The sequence below is a fragment of the Kordia sp. genome, assembly GCF_050633145.1.
Lineage (GTDB): Bacteria > Bacteroidota > Bacteroidia > Flavobacteriales > Flavobacteriaceae > Kordia.
Genome location: NZ_JBOEFY010000024.1, coordinates 117,491 through 131,968 on the forward strand (window position 1 = coordinate 117,491; position 14,478 = coordinate 131,968).

A 14,478-nucleotide genomic window follows, 5' to 3' on the forward strand; every position below is an offset into this window, starting at 1 on the left:
ATATTTACGCGGTTTTTTTATTGACTAATTTTTGTCTTGATGAAAACTTAGCTGTTCTTATTTCGAATAATATTCATGCATGTTAGTGTCTAAATAAAAGACAACTCCATATTTTTTTACTTTAATAAGCGTTTGTTGATTTTTTTGATATTCAAAATAGGGAACAGCTTCTAAAAATTCATAATCGCCCAAAGATTTTTTCTTAGTTTTTGTGGCATAAAATGTAGCAAGATTGTCTTTTTTAAAGATAAAGACATTTTCCTCATTTTCGAATTTGTCATAATAAGTAGGAAATATTTGCGTACCATTTGCATCAAACAATCCGTATTTTTTATCATTTTCGACTACAAAATAATCTTTGTATAGATAGTCAGATGTTTTAATATACTCGTATTCTGGTGGGACAATTTCGCGATTCCCTTCTAAATCGTACACACCTAACAAAGAGTTATTCCCTTTTGTAAATGTATAGAATCGATCATACACATAATAATTTTCTTGAAAAGAGTATCCTTCATTGGATAGTGTGTTATACCGTTTTTCATATATAGAATCCATATCTCTTCTAGCAGACTCCATCACAGTTTCTTCATACTGTTCGCTCTTTAGTTTGGATAATTTTGAGGTGAATAATCCGTAAAATTCCTCTGTAATAATATACTTGGTTTCTTTTGAGTCACTCACACTCCAGATACAAAAAGCTTCGTTACGGTTGAGTGTTTTAGGAAATTTAATATGAATATTTGCGTTCTCATGTACAATTTCATCATTGAGCATTTTCCAACCATCTTCCAAATTTGCAGTAGATCGAAATTCGGCTACAAAAATAATTTGATCATATTTCACCGGGATTTTTACGTTGCCAGAAAGTTCTAGAATTCCAATTTTACCCTTTTTCTGCGCTGCAACATAATCGTAACGATAATCGAGCGTGTCGTAGATAAACTTTGTCAGAAATTTTTCTTGATGCAAAATGGCAAACTTCCCCTTTTTATCTTGTGCGATGTAATAATTAGGATTGTGATGTATTTTTACTTCATCTAATTGCTTGTATTTTGTTGGAACCATCAACTTACCATCTGTATTTACCAATCCCCAAAATCCGTTTCGTTTGACTTTAGCGAGTTGTACAGATTTTTTCTTTTCAATATAATGAGTAAAGTGTGAAACGCTATCGTATACCGCTTTTACTTTTACCTTTCCGTCCATGGTTTTAAATCCCCATTTTGAGCCAACTCTGTTGGGAATAAGAATATCATTCTGAGCCATTGACATCGTGAAACTCAACAATATACTAAGTAGTGTTATATGTTTAATTTTTGACATCAAGTGTAATTTTTTTAGAGGTTTTAACGGTACTTAGTTCAGTAGTATATCGATAATGCTGTGTAAACGCCTCCGATTTTAAAACTTCACCTTTCGGTAAATTGAATTTGTAAAATAAGTAGCTTGTGTCAATTGCTAATTTTTCATCCATGACAATTGTATAAAGCCCATTTTCTGATTTGTTAATAAACATATATGTACTCAACTCACGACCATTTTGCATTTTTTTATGCAGTAACATTGGCGTGCTATAATCATCGCAATTATCATTTACATATTGTTTTTTAGCTTTTGTCACTTGGAATGAATCGTTAATTATTGGTCCAAGTACCGCTATTTTCAAATCTCGAAAAAAAAGAAATTTGTCACCTATTTTATCTGTAGGATCGTACATCTGTAAAAATATATTCTCTTTAGCATTCCAATATCCAGTAGTTGTATCTTTTCTTACTTGCTTGTCAAAGCTAAGTTCTTCAAAAGTCGAAATATACTTTGTTTTGTATAAAAAGGTTGCAGTTGAAGGGATTTTTGGCAACTCACTAATTTCAATATCGTTAAGTTTTCTTTCTGCTTCGCAGTTGTCTTTTTGTATTTGTACTACACCCGAAGTATTCATAAATCTTTCAAACTCGGCTTTTAACCATCGCTTGCTTTGTTCTTGATAGCGTACAAATGCTACATCAACTTCAGCTCCATTGTGTACGATTGCAATTACTTTTTCATCTTTTGGAATAGTATTCATAAGTCCAAAACTGCGTAACAAGTCAGTAATTCGATTATTTCGATCACTTTTACCCACCCAAATTTCCATGTTTAAAAATGAAGGTGTAATGCTATATCTATCTACTTTTTGCCCGTGAATAATTTTTGTTGCGCCCGTTTTTGTAAATCCGCCATTTCTAAAGAAGATTTCATAAGGAGTAATTTTGAGTTCGCCAGCTGGTTTCGTTAAAACGATATTATGTTTTGGCATCAGTACGATGTCGTTAGATTCATGCCATTCTGATTCGCGTGATGTACCAAGATGAAATAAGTAATAATCATCATAAAATACTTGATGGTGCATTAAATCTGTGAAATGTCTGCGGTAAAAATTAAATGATTTCTTTGTTTTCGGAGTGTCCGTTTCTGGGTTTTTAGCGACATGAATATCCTTTATTGGATGCTTTCTATTGCCAATATCAACACGTAAACCTTGTGCAGATGTGTATGAGCATGAAAAGAATATAAATACTAAGAAATGATGTAATTTTAAAGGCATTCGTTGAGTTTTATAGTGCAAAATAAGATTCTACGACCATATTAAAAATAAAAAGCCTCGAAATTACTTCGAGACTTTTTTGGGTTAGGTAGGTTTGGTTGATGTGATGTTGTATGCGTATCCAATTAATATTAAACTATTTTTTATAAATACCACCAGCAGAGGATTTGTTTTTTGAAACCGATTCTGGATTTCCATAATAACTTACATCACCGCTACTAGAACTATTTGCTACTAGTCTTTCAGTTACATTTACGGTAATATCTGCGGCACTACTTGCAGTAGCATTACAATTTTTCACGGTCAATTCTCTTGCATAAATATCGCTTGCACTGCTTGCGTCTGCTTCTAATGATTCTGCAATTCCTGAAATTTTTATCTTTGCTGCACTAGAAGTTGTACACATTACATTATCTGCTTCAATTTCTAGTTCTACATCAGAACTGCTAGAACTTTCTATTTCAATAGATTCAGCAAAAATTGTTGAGGTTCCATATACGTCAGCTGCGCTACTACTCACAATTTTGTCAATATTAGGTAAGCTAACACGTATTTTTTTAGACTTGCAACGTCCAATACTTTTTTTGGCGTGAATTCGTAATGTACCATTGCTGATATCTGTGGCAATTAAGTCAATTACATTTTCATCGGCTTCTACCTCAATAGAAGTAGTTTCAGACTGTGTAATATATACGTCTAATCCTTCGGAAGCTCTAATAACTGTAAAGTCTTCGTCAATGTCTCTTTCTTCGGTAACCACATGTCGGTTACCTGCAATTCCTGAACTAAAATTAAAGTCGCAGGAAGTCATTAGTAGACTTAAAATTGCAATGGCGATAATTCGTGCTATGGTGATCATAATAGTTAGTGTTTTAAAAATGTTTTTTGATTGCTGATGTTTTTGTACTTACAAACAATCCAACTACTAAAACTATGATGAGTAGTTTCAGTAGTAATAAATATGGATTGTGAATTGCTCATTTTTTGATTGATGATTTTTCAACGACACTCAGTATGTTGTTTTTTCACACTGAGCGGAGTCGAAGTGTTGATTGATGATTGATTGATGATTGGTTTTCAACAACGCTCAATTCTTTACGCTGAGCGGAGTCGAAGCGTTGATTTAGTTATTAGTATCCGTAGGTACGCTATCACGCAGTACATTTAGGTTTACGTCTTTGTCTTTATTTTTTATATTAATATCTACTTTTTCAGAATTGATGGTAATATCTCTTTGATTCTTTTTTCGACTTTTACGATTTTTTGATTTAGATGACGGGCAATCTAAACATTGCAACTCTTCATCGATAACTTGATGATAATGTTCTTCAGAGTTATAATCACTTGGTAAAATATCACCTACATCTCCATAGTTTCTATGAAATGATCTTGTGTTTTTATGTGGATAAATAATGGCTCCTTCTGGTAAAAACAATTCAATTTGTACTTCTTGATTATTGTATTTATCGTCTTTGTCAAACAAAAAGTAACCATCAAGCTTCAGTGTGTTATTTTCAAATGTATAATTATAGTTAATTCCCTGAGCACGTTGGCGTGCGTCTTCATCAGTAAGCCCGTTAGCACTTCGGCTAATGCGAACTCTAGCATTTTCTCTTTGCGTAGATTTCACTATAAGTCGTACCGAGCGAGAAAAAAGTATCTCGTTTCCATTTTCATCATGTTCCACTCTATAATCATGATGATATCTACGTAACGATCCGCTAAAATCTTCATTCTTTACCATTCTTACTTTAATGGTATCATTTTTACTAATCGCTATTTCTTTAGTAGACGATATTGAAATTTCTTTATTTTGATGCCAAGCTGCACTAGAAGCAATGTACGCTATACCCAAACAGGCAGCAATCCATAATACGATCAATATTGTTTTAGCCGGTGTTCCAATAGATCTAGAATTTTTCACAACAATCTTCATTCCCAAAATAAATAATACCAATGCAGGAATTCCAACAGCAAATAAAGCGAGTAATGCCAATACCCATGGAGATGTGTGATTTAAAATACCCAAATCCTGATAGTTAAAGAAATCTCTACCTTCTAAAAACTCAAGATTAAAGAAACTAAAACCTAGCGCAGACATGATAATACTAATTAAAATTGAAGCGGCTGTAATAATAAAAATAACTCCAAAAAACTTTCCAAATATCTTTAAGAATGTTTCAATAATATGTCCTATCGAATCAAAAAAGGAAGATGCGCCACTTTTGGCTTTTTGTCCCACTTGTTCAAAATTTACATCTTGTAAGCTTTCTTGAACATCATCCAATCCTTCTTTGATTTTTTTCTCAATATTGCTGATGTTCGCAGGCTTTCCCGCCATAGCAAGCTTTTCACTAGTTGTAGTTGCTTTTGGAATAATTACCCATAAAATAAAATAAACTAGTATCGGTGATCCAACTCCTGCAAATACAATAATAATTGCTAACAATCGTACCCATAATGAATCTACTCCAAAGTACTGCGCTAAACCAGCACAAACACCTGCAATAAACTTATTATCGTAGTCTCTATATAACTTTCTAGTCGATACTGTTCCAGTAGTTTGGTTATTAGATGTTGAAGTAGCTTTTGGTTCATCTTCAAAGATTTCGTCATCTACAAGATAATCTTCTGGTTGTCCCATGATGTCAATTACTTCTTGTACTTCTTTCATTCCAACTACTTGTCGGTCAGTTTTTAAACGTTCTGCAAAAAGTTCAGCAACTCTAGCCTCAATGTCGGCAAGAATTTCGTCTCTTCCTTGCGAGTCTGTAAAAGAGCGTTTTATGGCGTTTAAATAACGTTGCAAGTTCTTATATGCGTCTTCATCAATATGAAAAAACATATTTGCTAAATTTATATTGATTGTCTTATTCATTGTTAGTATTTTTTTGTCGTGTTACGAGTGATACAGCTTTTTGTAAATTGTCCCAAGTAGTATTCAGTTCTTTAAGAAATAACCTTCCTGTTTCGGTAAGACCATAATATTTTCTTGGTGGTCCAGAAGTAGATTCTTCCCAGCGGTAACTTAATAAACCTGCATTTTTTAGTCTTGTCAATAGTGGATAAATAGTTCCTTCTACGACAAGCATCTTTGCGTCTTTTAGCGTTCCGAGTATTTCTGCTACATATGCATCTTGATCTTTTAAGATGGATAAAATACAATACTCTAACACGCCTTTACGCATTTGTGCTTTTGTGTTCTCTATCTTCATGTTTTCATGTGTCTTTTAATGATTCTGTTCGTTTTTTGATTGATGATGATAATTGATTGATGATGATAATTGATTGATGATGATGATTGATGATTGATGATGATGGTTTTATTTGATAAATCGATATGTTAACGGATAACGATAACGTTCACCTTCATTCGCTTTCATTGCTGCTACAATGGTATACGTAATGTTTACTGCAAAAAATAATAATGCGCCCAATCCAAAAATGATTTCTACAAATGAAATACCGTACAAATTAAATCCGTGATCTACATTAATGGAAATCGAATTGAAACAAAAAAGATCCCAAGTATCTATGTTTTTAACTCCAAATACAATAAAAAATGGAATACAAAATACGGTAGCCATAATTTTATAACAAAGCAGACTCAATTGAAAGTTAATTACTTCTTTTCCATGATGATCTATATAATCTGAATCTTTTTTATACATCGACCAAAAAATGATAGGAAGTATAAAATTTCCAAAGGGAAAAAAGTATTTACTAAACGACATTACATGTAAAACTGTCGCTACGTTTTTATCGTGATTTGTTAGAGTTGATTCCATTGCATATTATTTTCTTATGCAAATATATGGTTAAAAAAAGGTATTATGCAAAACATAGTACTAAAAATTAACAAAATATTAACATTTAAAAGAAGTGATTTGAATTACTATTTATGGGTTTAACTTGTTTATTGTTAGCTAGTTAAAATGTTTTTTTCTTTTTAATTATCAGTAAGAATACTTTTTTTAATAAAACAATATAAAAATTAGAATTACTGAAAATACGGCTTAGGTAACAAATAAAAAAAGTAAGAACTATATAATATTATTAATATTTAAAACTTTTTAAAATGAAAAAAAAGAAATTAGAAAACAAGTTAGGCCTTAAAAAAGAAGCTATTGCAAAATTAAAAGGCGGAGCTACTTCACAAGCAGGAGGAAGAGCTGAAAAATGTTCAGATTCTATTATTTATTATTGTACTTGGGAGATTGATTGTCCAACTTTATTTGGATCATGTGATTATTATTGTACAATAGCTTAATTTGAAAAGTTAATTAGTACCCTATGTTGAAAAGCATAGGGTTTTTAATTAAAATGAAAAATAGAATTATGATCAATAAATGAAGAAAAAACAGCAAGTGTAAGTCTAGTAAATTGATGAAACAATTAGTCGAACTTACTTTATTTATAAGTCTAGAGAATTATATACTTACATAATATAAGAGGAATTCATAATGATAAAGAAAAAGCTAGAGAAAATGGCTAAAAAGTAATATGTAGTGTTGTTAAACATTACTACATGTGAAAAATGATTAGAAAGAGATTGGCTGTATTGTAGATATTTTAATTTCTACAGGTCAATTTCTTTCTTTTTTAACATAAATAATACTTCTACTTACAAGTGAATGTATTTTTTTGTAATTTGCTATGCGTGCATAAAATATAATTCATGAAACTTACACCATCAAAAATCAACAAATTTTTAGTATTCAAACTTCCATCAGCGTATCTTTCGGGTGTACGATTAAAAGAAATCACAAGTACAGAAGCTACTGTAACCGTAAAACACCGTTGGATTAATCAAAATCCGTTTAAATCACTCTATTGGGCAACACAAGGAATGGCTTCCGAATTGGCAACAGGAGTGTTGGTAATTCAAGAAATTGAAGCTTCTGGCGAAAAAATTTCTATGTTAGTCCGATCGCAAAAAGGGACATTTACCAAAAAAGCAACAGGACGCATTCGTTTTGTATGTAAAGAAGGTCTTAAAGTAAAGGCAGCTATTGAAACTGCTATTAAAACAGGAGAAGGGCAAAGCTTAACGCTATATGCAGAAGGTTTTGATGAAGCAGGTGAAAGCGTTTCAAATTTTGAATACGAATGGGGAATTAAACTCAGAAAGAAAAAATAATAGTATTGTAACAAATCGTATCTTTTCACATCTAATGCATTGTACTCGTTTAAACTTTCAGCAAATAAAAAAAGTCTAAATGAGTTCATCACAATCAAAAAACTAAAACAACAAACAATGACAGCACACGAAATAGATTACGAAATTTTTGGCGAAGAAATGCAATATGTAGAAATAGAGCTTGATCCACAAGAAGCCGTAGTCGCAGAAGCAGGAAGCTTTATGATGATGGATGATGGTATCAGTATGAATACGATCTTTGGCGATGGTTCCAATCAAGAAAAAAGCATTTTAGGGAAGTTATTCTCTGCAGGAAAACGAATCTTAACAGGCGAAAGCTTATTTATGACTTCTTTTTTAAATGAGAGCGCATTTGGCGTTCGAAAAGTAAGCTTTGCTTCCCCATATCCAGGGAAAATCATTCCTATAGATTTAACAAATTATCACGGAAAATTTGTATGTCAAAAAGATGCATTTTTATGCGCTGCAAAAGGTGTGACTGTCGGAATTGAATTTTCTAAAAAATTAGGCCGTGGATTTTTTGGCGGCGAAGGCTTCATCATGCAAAAACTAGAAGGTGACGGAATGGCGTTTGTACATGCAGGTGGAACGATGGCACGAAAAGAACTCGCTCCAGGAGAAACACTACGTGTAGATACAGGTTGTATTGTAGGTTTTACACAAGATGTAGATTATGATATAGAATTTGTAGGTGGAATTAAAAATACCTTATTTGGTGGCGAAGGAATGTTTTTTGCAACCTTAAAAGGTCCAGGAATTGTATACATTCAATCCTTACCGTTTAGTCGTTTGGCTGGGCGAATTATCTCATCGTTACCAAGTGGCGGAGGCAGTAAAGGAGAAGGAAGTATTTTAGGAAGCATTGGTAATTTATTAGACGGAGACAATCACTAATAAACAGTCTAAATAATTAAAATATTGGAAGTGTTCATCATCGAATTACGATTTGTAACTTGATGATGAACGCTTTTTTTGTGGTACTTTTAATTCATAAATAATAATCATTGTCTTAAATTGCAATAACCAAACATCAAACCAAACCTACATTCATGAAAAAAAGTTACCTACTACTTTCATTATTCTTTATAGCGCAATGGAGTCAAGCACAAATTGTAAATATTCCGGATGCTAATTTTAAAAATGCCTTAGTTAATACGAATTGTGTTGATTTTAATGATGATGGTATTCTAGATGGCGATGCTGATACCAATGATGATGGAGAAATTCAATTGAGTGAAGCTTTAAACGTTACTGGTATTGAAATTTTGGGCGGATGGAATATTGAAAATGTTATTGGAATTGAAGCTTTTACAAACTTAAAAAGTCTGGAATTAACACAACAACAAATCATAAATATTGACTTAAGTCAAAATACCCAACTCGAAACAATTGATTTGAGAGAAAGTGGAATTGAATCAATTGATCTTTCTTACCATCCAAATTTGATCAAATTAGATGTTTCCGGTAATTGGTTGTCTACCCTTGATGTATCACAAAATATAAATTTAGAACGATTAAACTGTAGTTTTAATGAACCTATAACAAGTATTGATGTTACGAATAATGTGAATTTAAAATCGTTCTCTCCATCTGGAACATTTATTACAGAAATTGATGTATCACAAAATGTAAATTTAGAAAACTTTTCAGTTCAATATACATTTGTAACGTCTGTCGATTTACGAAATAATCCATTATTAGAAACTATAGAAATCAATGGAAATCAAAACTTAGAAGTTATTTTTCTTAAAAATGGGAGTATTGCACCATATACACAAATTGGATATGGAGGTCAACCCGTACAATATATCTGTGTAGATCCAGGTGAAGCACAGATTTTTGACGATAGTTACATAAGTGTGCAAGCAGAAATAAATAGTAACTGTTCTTCCGTTCCTACAGATCCTTATATTAGTGTTACTGGAACCGCAAGAATAGATACCGACGCAAACGGATGCGATGCTACCGATATCATTGTTCCGAATATGAAATATCGAATTCAGGATGGTACAACTTCCGAAAGAATGATTGCGGATCCTTTAGGAAATTACGAGTTCTTTTTAACTGAAGAAGTAATTTATACAATTACACCAGAATTAGAAAACCCTACATATTTTACAGTTACGCCAAGTTCGAGAACATTTAATATTGCAACGGCAACAGACAATTTTACAGCACAAGACTTTTGTGTAACACCAAATGGAACGTACAACGATGTTGCGATTTCTATCATTCCATTAGAACCTGCACGACCAGGTTTTGACGCGCCTTATGAGATTAAATACAAAAACAATGGAACTACTGCGCTTTCTGGAACTGTTCAGTTAACTTTTGATGATGATTTGATGGATGTAGTAACTGCAAATCCGATGGCAGATACACAAGCGGTACACACACTTTCGTGGGATTATACAAATTTGGAACCTTTTGAAACAAGAAGTATTTTATTTACCATGAACATCAATACACCAACGGAAGTTCCTGCGGTAAATGGCGGTGCTATTTTAAATTTTGAAGCTATTATAAGTCCAACAGTTGCAGATGAAACTCCAGAGGATAATACGATGCTTTTACAGCAGACTGTGGTAAATTCGTTTGATCCAAATGATATTAGATGTTTAGAAGGAGAAACGATTACCACTGATGAAGTTGGTGAATACGTACATTATATGATTCGATTTGAAAATACAGGAACAGCTTCCGCAGTAAATGTAGTTGTAGCGAACGAAATTGATGTAAACAAATTTGATATTTCAACACTACGGCCAGTTTCGAGCAGTCATGAAATGGTGACCAATATTAAGAATGGAAATGAAGTCGAATTCATCTTTGAAAATATAAACCTTCCTTTTGATGATGCTACTAATGATGGATATATAGTATTTAAAATAAAAACTAGATACTGGTTACAGGAAGGACATACTTTTGATAATACGGCTGATATCTATTTTGACTTTAATCCGCCAATTACAACCAATACAGCAATCACAACAATTGCAAATCCGTTGAGTGTTGCAGAAGAAAATCTGGAAGCAGAAAATATATCAATTTATCCAAATCCTACAAATGAAACCCTATACATAAAAACTAAAGAATCAATAACTGCTATTGAAATAAGGACACTTGACGGAAGACTTGTACAGTACGATCTTACACAAACTAGCAACAATCATTATGAATTCAATCTATCAAAAATTGCGGCAGGAATATATCTTATGAATATTACTACAACAAATGGTAAGACAACAAAGAAAATTATAAAATACTAATTGCTTTTATTGTTAAAGTTTTGTTGTAGAAGTATAAACATAAATTTTTTTTACTACTTTTATAAGACAAAATAAAAGCCTATAGATAAAAATTACTCTTTAAAATTTTAACCTAAACCCTCAGTTAAATATGGCAAGAGCAATGTTTGATTACACAAAGACTATACTTAAAAAAGTTAGCTTTGATCCATCATTATTCTGTAAAGAATTAGAAAAAGCTTTACAAAGATTGCTGCCTCACGAGATTGAAGAATTGAAAATATGGATCAATTCTCTCGTCACAGCAAATCCACAATTAGATCAATGTTTAATTTATTTAAAACCATAAAAAAAGCCGCGATACGTCGCGGCTTTTTTAGTATATTTATTTTCTCTATTGCTGTACAGGACTAATAATTTGCACATTGTGAAAAGCAATTGCACCGCGTACAATTCCCATAATTACATTTCGTAAGGCTTCTATAATTTGCATTTTTAATTCACTTTTATGGAATAATAAACTTACTTCTCTTGCAGGTCTTGGCTCTGCAAAATGGCGCAAATATTTACGTTCCGAATCTTTAATATCCATTGTATGTAAATAGGGAAGAAGTGTCATGCCCAAATCTTCGTTAGATAGTTTGATTAAAGTTTCAAAACTTCCACTTTCCAATTGAAAATGATCTTCCGCAGCACTTCTTGGTACTTTGCATAAATTAATAACACCGTCTCTAAAACAATGTCCATCTTCTAATAATAAAATATCATCAATGTCTAAATCGGCAGTTTCAATTTCTTTTTTATGGAATAAACGGTGATTTTCTGTAGTATAACCAACAAAAGGCTCATAATACAACACACGTTCTTTAATTTGATCGTAACCAAGTGGCGTTGCAGCAATTGCGGCGTCTAAATGCCCTTCATTCAGTCTTTTAATAATAGTTTCTGTAGTTAACTCTTCAATCTTTAAATTTACTTTCGGATATTTCTTAATAAATGTTTTCAAAAACATAGGCAATAAAGTTGGCATAATTGTCGGAATGATCCCTAATCTAAATTCGCCTCCAATAAATCCTTTCTGCTGATCTACAATATCTTGCATTCTCCCAGATTCATTGACAATATTACGTGCTTGATCTACTATCTTTTTACCAATTTCAGTAAGTTGAATTGGTTTTTTGCTTCTATCAAAAATCTGAATCTCAAGTTCATCTTCTAATTTTTGTATTTGCATGCTCAAGGTCGGTTGCGTTACAAATGATTTTTGTGCGGCAAGGGTGAAATTTTGGTGTTCGGCTACTGCTAAAACATATTGTAATTGTGTAATCGTCATTATCGTTATCAATTTAAGTGATAAAAATATAAAAACTATCAATAAAACTTATATTAAATCAAGTTAAATCTTAAATAAATTTGTAAAAACAAAAAAGGAATACTAAAAAACAGGAAATAATGACATTAAATATATTAGGATTAGACATCAAAAAAACAGAAAGTTTAGTAGAAGATTTAAACGTTTTACTAGCAAATTTTCAAGTGTATTATCAAAACTTACGTGGAATTCACTGGAATATTAAAGGAAAAGGATTTTTTGAATTACACACAAAGTTCGAAGAGTTATATAACGACACACAAATAAAGGTAGATGAAATTGCAGAACGTGTATTAACGCTTGGTGGTGAGCCATTACACACGTTTGAAGATTATATTTCGAATGCTAAAGTTCCAGTCGGAAAACACATTTCGCAAGATGAAAAAGCGGTAGAATTAATTATTTCTTCAATTTCAGAACTGTTAAAGTTAGAAAGAACACTATTAGAAAAAGCGGGCGATGCACATGATGAAGGAACAAATGCTATGATGAGCGATTTGATTTCTGAGCAAGAAAAAACAATTTGGATGATGAATGCGTGGTTAGATAAATAGTATTTTAGGTTATGAGTTATGAGTTTATGAAGAAATTCCGTAAGCTCAATCGAATTTATAACTCTAGTAAAAAGAAAAAGCGATATCGTAAGATGTCGCTTTTTCTTTTCTATATTCTAATACCAAATACCAAATACCAAACTAAAGAACAATATTTAAACTTATGTCACTGTCTTTTACCATAAACTTACACGGTTCAAATTCTGGTGGACCATAGCTCATAGGATTATTAGACAATCCATAATCTTCTTTCGGCATTCCGCTTTCTTCAAAATCCATTTGTCCATTATCATTTTCGTCATGTACACACGTAATTGCATACGCACCTTTTGGAACGTTTGTAAAAGTAACAGTTACCTTATTGCCTTCAATTTTGCTTCCTGTAGCCTGTATAGGTTTAGTTTTCAGAAACGTACTTTCTGTGTATAATGCGAACAAAACTTTTCCGTTGTTGTTTTTAATTTTGTCAACAGTTACAGTAATAGTAACACCTTCTTTGGAAGCAGTTTGTGCTGTTGTTGTAAAAAGACCTGCAAAGAAAACTGCGATTAAAAGTAAATTTTTCATATCTGATTGTTTATTGATTAATTAATGAATTATTTTTTAGTACACTAAGCGGAACCGATATTAAGTTAACATTGAGCGGAGCCGAAGTGTTGTTTGATGATTCAAATGTCCAAATAAATCCAAGCTGCTCACAAAAAATGATACCTAACTGTAATTTTTGATGGATGAATTGTAAAAAAGTGAAGAAAAATAGTTTTTTGGGAACCTTTTCAAAAAAGAATACGTCTATATAAATAGAATGAAGTTTACTATTTTATTAAGGTTGAAACATTTATGTAAGCCACTCACATTATATATTTCAATTTAATACAGTAGCGTTTATAAACTTTCGTTAGTTATTGATTTAGGTTTACGTATTCCGTTGAAAAATGGAGTTTGTATGTAAAAGCTAAGCGAATTTCGGTTCGCTTGGCTTTTTACATATATATATTATAAATAGGCCTTTTCTAAAGCTATTAAAGCACTAAAGTTATGACTGATTATTAAAGTTTACAATTCATAAATCACGAGATACATTCTTTTAAATACTGCTATTTTCTATGTAATTTAAAATGTATTTAATTTAAAACCATACGATTATGAAAAAAAAGAGTCTTAAAAGCTTAACGCTTAACAAAAAGTCTATTTCTAATTTAGAAGAAAGATCAAGCTTAAAAGGTGGTCAAACTATGATTGGTGGACCATGTCCAGCACAGACAATTTTCAATTCTTGTGATTATTGTCCATCATCAGTATGTGAAAGTTTCGTTTGTCCATCATGGTGGGGCGGACAGCTTTGTCCAAAAGAATAGTATTATTAAAGCGAACTTCGGTTCGCTTTTTTTATGGATTGTAGATATATCTTGTCTATACAATTTAAATTTGTTTTTCATACCTTTGATTTGAATACATAAAAGATAAACTTAACTTCTTGATATTGGGCTGCAACCCAGAATCTCTAATTTGAGTTTTATCTATAAATGGAAAAGATCTAAATCGAATCATAAGCT

At 31.9% G+C, this 14,478-nt stretch carries 15 protein-coding genes; 7 read left to right on the forward strand and 8 right to left on the reverse strand.

Annotation, left to right across the window (positions count from 1 at the left end):
• Positions 1–57: 57 nt before the first annotated feature.
• The 6 genes from ACRBBL_RS12700 to ACRBBL_RS12725 form a co-directional block, all read right to left on the reverse strand.
• Positions 58–1,326, reverse strand: a complete 1,269-nt coding sequence (locus ACRBBL_RS12700; RefSeq protein WP_431369433.1) for a WG repeat-containing protein — start codon at positions 1,324–1,326, stop codon at positions 58–60.
• Positions 1,313–2,587, reverse strand: coding sequence for a hypothetical protein (locus ACRBBL_RS12705; protein WP_431369434.1), 1,275 nt, complete (start codon positions 2,585–2,587; stop codon positions 1,313–1,315). Before ACRBBL_RS12705 ends, ACRBBL_RS12700 begins: the two co-directional genes overlap by 14 nt.
• A 136-nt stretch (positions 2,588–2,723) precedes the next feature.
• On the reverse strand, positions 2,724–3,446 hold the full coding sequence (locus ACRBBL_RS12710; RefSeq protein WP_431369435.1) for a head GIN domain-containing protein: 723 nt from the start codon (positions 3,444–3,446) through the stop codon (positions 2,724–2,726).
• A gap of 264 nt (positions 3,447–3,710) precedes the next feature.
• Complete coding sequence (locus tag ACRBBL_RS12715; protein WP_431369436.1) at positions 3,711–5,465, reverse strand: PspC domain-containing protein; 1,755 nt, start codon at positions 5,463–5,465, stop codon at positions 3,711–3,713.
• Entirely contained in the window at positions 5,458–5,802 is a 345-nt protein-coding gene (locus tag ACRBBL_RS12720) for a PadR family transcriptional regulator (RefSeq protein ID WP_405299937.1), read from the reverse strand. Before ACRBBL_RS12720 ends, ACRBBL_RS12715 begins: the two co-directional genes overlap by 8 nt.
• A 108-nt stretch (positions 5,803–5,910) precedes the next feature.
• Positions 5,911–6,375 (reverse strand): DUF4870 domain-containing protein, encoded by a 465-nt coding sequence (locus tag ACRBBL_RS12725; RefSeq protein WP_431369437.1) that lies wholly within the window; start codon positions 6,373–6,375, stop codon positions 5,911–5,913.
• 290 nt (positions 6,376–6,665) lie between these two features.
• Between ACRBBL_RS12725 and ACRBBL_RS12730 the strand changes: the two genes are divergently transcribed.
• The 5 genes from ACRBBL_RS12730 (at position 6,666) to ACRBBL_RS12750 (ending at position 11,345) form a co-directional block, all read left to right on the forward strand.
• The gene (locus ACRBBL_RS12730) at positions 6,666–6,857 is read left to right on the forward strand and encodes a class I lanthipeptide (RefSeq protein WP_431369438.1); all 192 of its coding nucleotides are present in this window, start codon (positions 6,666–6,668) and stop codon (positions 6,855–6,857) included.
• Between the two features lie 408 nt (positions 6,858–7,265).
• Positions 7,266–7,727: a DUF4442 domain-containing protein gene (locus ACRBBL_RS12735; RefSeq protein ID WP_431369439.1), complete on the forward strand. Its 462-nt coding sequence runs from the start codon at positions 7,266–7,268 to the stop codon at positions 7,725–7,727.
• A gap of 117 nt (positions 7,728–7,844) precedes the next feature.
• Positions 7,845–8,642 carry a TIGR00266 family protein gene (locus tag ACRBBL_RS12740; RefSeq protein ID WP_431369440.1) on the forward strand — a complete coding sequence of 266 codons (798 nt, stop codon included), beginning with the start codon at positions 7,845–7,847 and terminating at the stop codon, positions 8,640–8,642.
• Positions 8,643–8,797: 155 nt separating this feature from the next.
• Positions 8,798–11,017: a DUF7619 domain-containing protein gene (locus ACRBBL_RS12745; protein ID WP_431369441.1), complete on the forward strand. Its 2,220-nt coding sequence runs from the start codon at positions 8,798–8,800 to the stop codon at positions 11,015–11,017.
• 130 nt (positions 11,018–11,147) lie between these two features.
• Positions 11,148–11,345, forward strand: coding sequence for a hypothetical protein (locus ACRBBL_RS12750; RefSeq protein WP_405299942.1), 198 nt, complete (start codon positions 11,148–11,150; stop codon positions 11,343–11,345).
• A 45-nt stretch (positions 11,346–11,390) separates the two neighbouring features.
• Here the strand turns inward: ACRBBL_RS12750 and ACRBBL_RS12755 are convergent, their stop codons facing one another.
• Positions 11,391–12,329 carry a LysR substrate-binding domain-containing protein gene (locus ACRBBL_RS12755; RefSeq protein WP_431369442.1) on the reverse strand — a complete coding sequence of 313 codons (939 nt, stop codon included), beginning with the start codon at positions 12,327–12,329 and terminating at the stop codon, positions 11,391–11,393.
• Positions 12,330–12,448: 119 nt separating this feature from the next.
• Between ACRBBL_RS12755 and ACRBBL_RS12760 the strand changes: the two genes are divergently transcribed.
• Positions 12,449–12,922 (forward strand): Dps family protein, encoded by a 474-nt coding sequence (locus tag ACRBBL_RS12760; RefSeq protein ID WP_431369443.1) that lies wholly within the window; start codon positions 12,449–12,451, stop codon positions 12,920–12,922.
• Positions 12,923–13,063: 141 nt separating this feature from the next.
• Here ACRBBL_RS12760 and ACRBBL_RS12765 read toward each other — a convergent pair whose 3' ends face one another.
• Positions 13,064–13,489: a DUF2141 domain-containing protein gene (locus ACRBBL_RS12765; protein ID WP_431369444.1), complete on the reverse strand. Its 426-nt coding sequence runs from the start codon at positions 13,487–13,489 to the stop codon at positions 13,064–13,066.
• Positions 13,490–14,067: 578 nt separating this feature from the next.
• Here ACRBBL_RS12765 and ACRBBL_RS12770 point away from each other — a divergent pair.
• Positions 14,068–14,280 carry a hypothetical protein gene (locus ACRBBL_RS12770; protein ID WP_431369445.1) on the forward strand — a complete coding sequence of 71 codons (213 nt, stop codon included), beginning with the start codon at positions 14,068–14,070 and terminating at the stop codon, positions 14,278–14,280.
• Positions 14,281–14,478: the final 198 nt, after the last annotated feature.

Coding starts and splice junctions, on each gene's coding strand:
- ACRBBL_RS12700 (WP_431369433.1), bottom strand. CDS start 1,326: ATGTCAAAAATTAAACATATAACACTACTTAGTATATTGTTGAGTTTC.
- ACRBBL_RS12705 (WP_431369434.1), bottom strand. CDS start 2,587: ATGCCTTTAAAATTACATCATTTCTTAGTATTTATATTCTTTTCATGC.
- ACRBBL_RS12710 (WP_431369435.1), bottom strand. CDS start 3,446: ATGATCACCATAGCACGAATTATCGCCATTGCAATTTTAAGTCTACTA.
- ACRBBL_RS12715 (WP_431369436.1), bottom strand. CDS start 5,465: ATGAATAAGACAATCAATATAAATTTAGCAAATATGTTTTTTCATATT.
- ACRBBL_RS12720 (WP_405299937.1), bottom strand. CDS start 5,802: ATGAAGATAGAGAACACAAAAGCACAAATGCGTAAAGGCGTGTTAGAG.
- ACRBBL_RS12725 (WP_431369437.1), bottom strand. CDS start 6,375: ATGGAATCAACTCTAACAAATCACGATAAAAACGTAGCGACAGTTTTA.
- ACRBBL_RS12730 (WP_431369438.1), top strand. CDS start 6,666: ATGAAAAAAAAGAAATTAGAAAACAAGTTAGGCCTTAAAAAAGAAGCT.
- ACRBBL_RS12735 (WP_431369439.1), top strand. CDS start 7,266: ATGAAACTTACACCATCAAAAATCAACAAATTTTTAGTATTCAAACTT.
- ACRBBL_RS12740 (WP_431369440.1), top strand. CDS start 7,845: ATGACAGCACACGAAATAGATTACGAAATTTTTGGCGAAGAAATGCAA.
- ACRBBL_RS12745 (WP_431369441.1), top strand. CDS start 8,798: ATGAAAAAAAGTTACCTACTACTTTCATTATTCTTTATAGCGCAATGG.
- ACRBBL_RS12750 (WP_405299942.1), top strand. CDS start 11,148: ATGGCAAGAGCAATGTTTGATTACACAAAGACTATACTTAAAAAAGTT.
- ACRBBL_RS12755 (WP_431369442.1), bottom strand. CDS start 12,329: ATGACGATTACACAATTACAATATGTTTTAGCAGTAGCCGAACACCAA.
- ACRBBL_RS12760 (WP_431369443.1), top strand. CDS start 12,449: ATGACATTAAATATATTAGGATTAGACATCAAAAAAACAGAAAGTTTA.
- ACRBBL_RS12765 (WP_431369444.1), bottom strand. CDS start 13,489: ATGAAAAATTTACTTTTAATCGCAGTTTTCTTTGCAGGTCTTTTTACA.
- ACRBBL_RS12770 (WP_431369445.1), top strand. CDS start 14,068: ATGAAAAAAAAGAGTCTTAAAAGCTTAACGCTTAACAAAAAGTCTATT.